The organism is Novosphingobium sp. KN65.2 (genome assembly GCF_001368935.1).
GTDB classification, from domain to species: Bacteria; Pseudomonadota; Alphaproteobacteria; order Sphingomonadales; family Sphingomonadaceae; genus Novosphingobium; species Novosphingobium mathurense.
Map to the genome: position 1 here is coordinate 1 of NZ_CCBH010000231.1, position 4,046 is coordinate 4,046.

The window sequence follows — 4,046 nt, forward strand, 5'->3', positions numbered from 1 at the left end:
TCACTTCTTCCCTCCCACCAGTTCAGCCCGCTTGGCTTCCAGAGCGCGGGACAGTTCGAGGCGTTCGTTGTCGGTCATGTCAGCAGCGCCGACAGCCTTCTCGGCGGCTTCCCATTCCTCGCGGCTGCTCGCGGACTGGATCATTTCGAGCAGGTCGGTTTCGGTGTGGGCCTCGCCGCGTTGTTCGTCGGTGGGGCCTTCTTGCCAGTCGTCATTGCCCGAGCCCCATTCGTCCAAGACGTTGAACGACTGGCGCTTGTTCTCGATTGCGTGCGTGCATTCGGCATGCAGTTCCGGTCGCTGGCGTTCGAGATCGTCGAGCTTACCGGCGCGCGAGGTCACGAACTGTTCGAGCTTCTCGGAATCCGGTGCGCGGTTGAGCGTGGCGATGAAGTCGGCGGACCACTTGGCGGCGGGGTCTTCCTTGGGTTCGGTCTTGAGCGGCAGTATCTTGATGCCAGCCTTCTTGCCCTTCGTCTTCATGACAACGACGACGACTTCTTTCTCGATGTGGCTCATGTGGCTGATGCGGATGCCGCCAACCTCAAGGCCGCCGAACGTCACCTTGTCGTCGCGGTACAGCGTCATCGACCGGCCAACGTAGTCGTTTCCGTTGCGACCCCAGACACCGAGCAGAACACGGCGCATGGTCTTGCACGGCTTGAACGGCTTGTTGTTGTCGCCCTCGTAATAGATGGCGATGGGCTGGTCACCGTCGCAGCCGGCAACGCGGCGCACGGTGATGGTCCGTGTGGTGCCGATCAGATCGTCGGCATTCAGCTGGTCCGACTTGGCCTCGACGAAGCGGGACATATCAACGATGTCGTTCATGGCTCACTCCTCAGAATTTGATGATGACATTGGGGACAGCGCCGCCGACGATTGCGAGAACGATGTTCTTCGCGACCTGCTCGTCGATTTCACCAGCCTCCATGATCGCCTCTTTCGCGGCGGTCATGATCTTGGAGCGGTGTGCACGGTCAGCTTCCCGCTTAGCTTGCTCGGCGGCGGCGCGTTCGGCCTCGGCCTGGCGCTGCGCTTCCTCGCGAGCAACACGATCGCGTTCGGCCTGTGCAGCGGCCTCAGCCTCCTCGGCGCGGCGACGTTCGGCGGCCAACGCTTCAGCGTGCGCGCGTTCAGTGGCTTCTCGCTCTTCCCGCGCCTTACGTTCGGCCTCGGCCTTTGCGCGCTCCTCAGCTTCCCTCTGCAAGCGCTCGACACGCTCCTGCTCAGCCCTCTCGGCCTCTGCCCGGAGGCGCGCAGCATCTTCCTCGGCGCGCTTTTCAGCCTCGATGCGTTCACGTTCCGCGGCCTCTGCGCGAAGGCGCTCAAGTTCGGCGCGCTCTTCCTCTTCGCGGTTGAGGCGGGCAAGAGCAGTTTCCAAAGCAGAGATGGCGGCAGACTTTGCGTTCTCGGCAATGCCGATTCCCGCCCTGTGAACCTCCGGATCGATGCTCATCGCCTGCAGATCGTCTATGCGAGTCCGAACTGATGCCGCGTTGTCTTCGATGTCGACGCGCTGCATTGCACGGATCGTCGCGAGCTGATCCTCAATCTCCTTCTCGCGCTTCTTTTCCGCATCCTCCCATTCTGTCAGCGGACGGCGCACCTCATCCTTAAGGTCATCCAGTTGCTTACGAATCTCACGCCGGGCTTCGTCGACTGCATTGATGCGAGCGCGAGCCTCTTCGTTGAGCTTCTTTCCGGCATCGTCGATGGCGGTCTTGGTGCGCGCAACCTTGTAGGCCAGAGATGCAATCTCATCGCGTCCCTTTTTGGTTTCCAGATTGGGAACAAGCGCATCGCACTCTTCCCGCATCGCCTGATAGAACTGGCTGAACTTTTCCTTGTCTGTCAGAACAAGGACAGGCGTCGCCTCAACGAGGGCAACAATGTCGTTCTTTGGCTTCTCGGCAACAGTCGTCACAGCACAATCTCCAATGCTTCACGCCGCTCGGTCGGAATGACCTTCTTCATCGCCGCCAGCGTGCTGAAATATTCGAGCTCCATATCCGCGATCCGCGCTTCGAACGCGGTCGCAGCTGAGATGATGGCCTCCTGGAACTCGGGGATGGGTTCGACGCGCTTCACGAACATCGGCAAGCCGCCGCAGTAAGAAATGAAATCGATCCATTCCCGTCCGGTCACGAAAAGCCCGGTCTGCAGCTGGAGCATGTATTCCTCGGGCACCTCGTCCTGCGCGATCGTCTGGACGTGGTACTTGCCGCAGCGCGACTTGATCTCGATCAGGCCATCATCGCCGACCAGCCCATCGGGGCTATAGCCAATCGTGAAGCCGAGACTGTCGTTCGTAACAAAGCCTGTTTCGGTGACTTCGGCGAAGTGCTCGCGATAGGCCTCTCGCGCATAGATCTCGTCTTCCTGGCCGCGTAGCATTGCGTCAGACACATACTGCGGCTCGACGAAGCCGGTGATGCGCTGGAACAGGAGCTCGAACACATGCGCCCGGGTCTTGTCATTGTTCGCCACCTTCAAGGTAGGCGTCATGATGAGCTTGACCTCGGAGGCGCTCAGGATGCCACACCGAGCAGCGAGCCACTCCTCCGACCCCTGAATCAGATCGTCATGATACTTGATCGTCATCGAATTACCGGGCGGGCCTTGTTAGGTGCCCGCCCTTCCCTCAGTGAGAAACCATAAAAAACAGCGCGGCCGCAACGCCCCAGACGACTGCGTTCGACCAGATCAGGCCCGAATAGAGGCTGCTCCAGACGCTATCGTTCTTGAGGATGTCGAACAGTCGCGGTTCGTCGGTCACGAGCGGGCCATAGACATGCTCGCGGGCGCGGTCGGCGTAGGTGCCGTGGGTGATGCGGTGGGGGGTCATGGGCGCCTCCAATAAGCAGAATAGCCAGCGCGTCTTGAGCGGGACATATGGGTGTTGTGGTTATAGTAACCTCCCGCTGCCTGCTCTCGATCGTTGTCACTCATGCCTTCGTAGAAGGGATAAACGTCCTTTCCACAACTTGGGCAGCGCTGTTGGTGGTCGCAGATCGCGACTTCGCAACATGTCGTGAAAAATGTGCTGTTCGTTGGCGAGCAATAGAAAACACTACTCATCACACTTCCCCCTTGATGTTGCGCATCAGGCGCGTTTGCCTGGCGATGTCCTGCGTCTGCGGACTGGCCCCACAGTTCGGGCAGGTCCGTCGCGGCTCGCTCGCGGATGTGAAGATCATGGCCGTGCAGGCCGGGCATTCGTGGCCGGTCATTGCGCCCACCCCGCAGCCTTCTCGATCATGGCGACCTGGTTCATGTAGTTCGCCCGGTGAATGGCAGGATCGCCGCCTTCGATGCGGTAGAGCGTAACGAACAGCGTCCATGCCACGTCCTTGGCTTCCTGCGCCTCGTTCGGGGTGAGCGTCGGCCACTCGTGGCGCGCTTCACGGTCGGAGGCTTGCAGGAGGCGGGCTTGCTGGTGGGAGGTCATTGCCGAACCCTCCGCTCATGGCCGGCCATTTCGTGGTACATAACCTCATCAAGGCGGCGCATATCAAACGACTGTCCGCACACGATGCAATTCATGAAATGATCCGCTTCGTCCGTGACTTCCTTGTCGATGCGTACGCCGATAAAATCAGCGGCAAGATCAAGGGTCATTGCAGGACAATCGGGCGCATGAATATACACGCCAAAATTGCCATACCCACAATCGCAACTAATTCTTTTGGTGTTGCTCATGCCGCGTCATCCCGCTCAACCGCCTGAAACGGCTCCGAAGCCCATTCGGCAAGCTTCAAGATCGTCTCAATGCCAGCAGCATCGAGGAAAAGGGATATTTCGCAGGATTGCTGACACCAGCCAGCGCCTTGCCATGTGTCCGTTTCAGCCTTGAAGCTGTTAAAGAACTCAGCTTGCTGCTCGCCATCCCATCCGAGAAATACGGATGCCATCTCCTGCGGCGTTAGATCGCTGATCTCGAAAGTGCGCCGGATGCTCATGCCACATCCTCCCGCTCAACCGTCGAGGTGTCGAAAAAGTCGCTCGCCAACATCTTGGCAATCGCTTCCTCAAGCGTTCCAGCG

At 59.5% G+C, this 4,046-nt stretch carries 8 protein-coding genes; all 8 read right to left on the reverse strand.

The genetic code is table 11. The features are described from left to right. Positions 1-831 (reverse strand): hypothetical protein, encoded by an 831-nt coding sequence (locus SPHV1_RS23865; RefSeq protein ID WP_054948486.1) that lies wholly within the window; start codon positions 829-831, stop codon positions 1-3. A gap of 10 nt (positions 832-841) precedes the next feature. Beyond that, the gene (locus SPHV1_RS23870; RefSeq protein WP_054948487.1) at positions 842-1,927 is read right to left on the reverse strand and encodes a hypothetical protein; all 1,086 of its coding nucleotides are present in this window, start codon (positions 1,925-1,927) and stop codon (positions 842-844) included. Further along, positions 1,924-2,604, reverse strand: a complete 681-nt coding sequence (locus SPHV1_RS23875) for a lambda exonuclease family protein (protein ID WP_054948488.1) — start codon at positions 2,602-2,604, stop codon at positions 1,924-1,926. The genes SPHV1_RS23870 and SPHV1_RS23875 overlap by 4 nt, the downstream gene beginning before the upstream one ends. Before the next feature lie 40 nt (positions 2,605-2,644). Then, positions 2,645-2,848 carry a hypothetical protein gene (locus tag SPHV1_RS23880; RefSeq protein ID WP_054948489.1) on the reverse strand — a complete coding sequence of 68 codons (204 nt, stop codon included), beginning with the start codon at positions 2,846-2,848 and terminating at the stop codon, positions 2,645-2,647. Positions 2,849-3,080: 232 nt separating this feature from the next. Beyond that, on the reverse strand, positions 3,081-3,233 hold the full coding sequence (locus SPHV1_RS25245; protein WP_156367452.1) for a hypothetical protein: 153 nt from the start codon (positions 3,231-3,233) through the stop codon (positions 3,081-3,083). Further along, entirely contained in the window at positions 3,230-3,451 is a 222-nt protein-coding gene (locus SPHV1_RS23885; protein WP_054948490.1) for a hypothetical protein, read from the reverse strand. The genes SPHV1_RS25245 and SPHV1_RS23885 overlap by 4 nt, the downstream gene beginning before the upstream one ends. Next, positions 3,448-3,702 (reverse strand): hypothetical protein, encoded by a 255-nt coding sequence (locus tag SPHV1_RS25250; RefSeq protein ID WP_156367453.1) that lies wholly within the window; start codon positions 3,700-3,702, stop codon positions 3,448-3,450. The genes SPHV1_RS23885 and SPHV1_RS25250 overlap by 4 nt, the downstream gene beginning before the upstream one ends. Continuing rightward, a complete protein-coding gene (locus tag SPHV1_RS23890) occupies positions 3,699-3,962 on the reverse strand; it encodes a hypothetical protein (RefSeq protein ID WP_054948491.1) in 264 nt (87 codons plus the stop codon). The genes SPHV1_RS25250 and SPHV1_RS23890 overlap by 4 nt, the downstream gene beginning before the upstream one ends. Between the last annotated feature and the right edge of the window lie 84 nt (positions 3,963-4,046).

Coding starts and splice junctions, on each gene's coding strand:
- SPHV1_RS23865 (WP_054948486.1), bottom strand. CDS start 831: ATGAACGACATCGTTGATATGTCCCGCTTCGTCGAGGCCAAGTCGGAC.
- SPHV1_RS23875 (WP_054948488.1), bottom strand. CDS start 2,604: ATGACGATCAAGTATCATGACGATCTGATTCAGGGGTCGGAGGAGTGG.
- SPHV1_RS23880 (WP_054948489.1), bottom strand. CDS start 2,848: ATGACCCCCCACCGCATCACCCACGGCACCTACGCCGACCGCGCCCGC.
- SPHV1_RS25245 (WP_156367452.1), bottom strand. CDS start 3,233: ATGACCGGCCACGAATGCCCGGCCTGCACGGCCATGATCTTCACATCC.
- SPHV1_RS23885 (WP_054948490.1), bottom strand. CDS start 3,451: ATGACCTCCCACCAGCAAGCCCGCCTCCTGCAAGCCTCCGACCGTGAA.
- SPHV1_RS25250 (WP_156367453.1), bottom strand. CDS start 3,702: ATGAGCAACACCAAAAGAATTAGTTGCGATTGTGGGTATGGCAATTTT.
- SPHV1_RS23890 (WP_054948491.1), bottom strand. CDS start 3,962: ATGAGCATCCGGCGCACTTTCGAGATCAGCGATCTAACGCCGCAGGAG.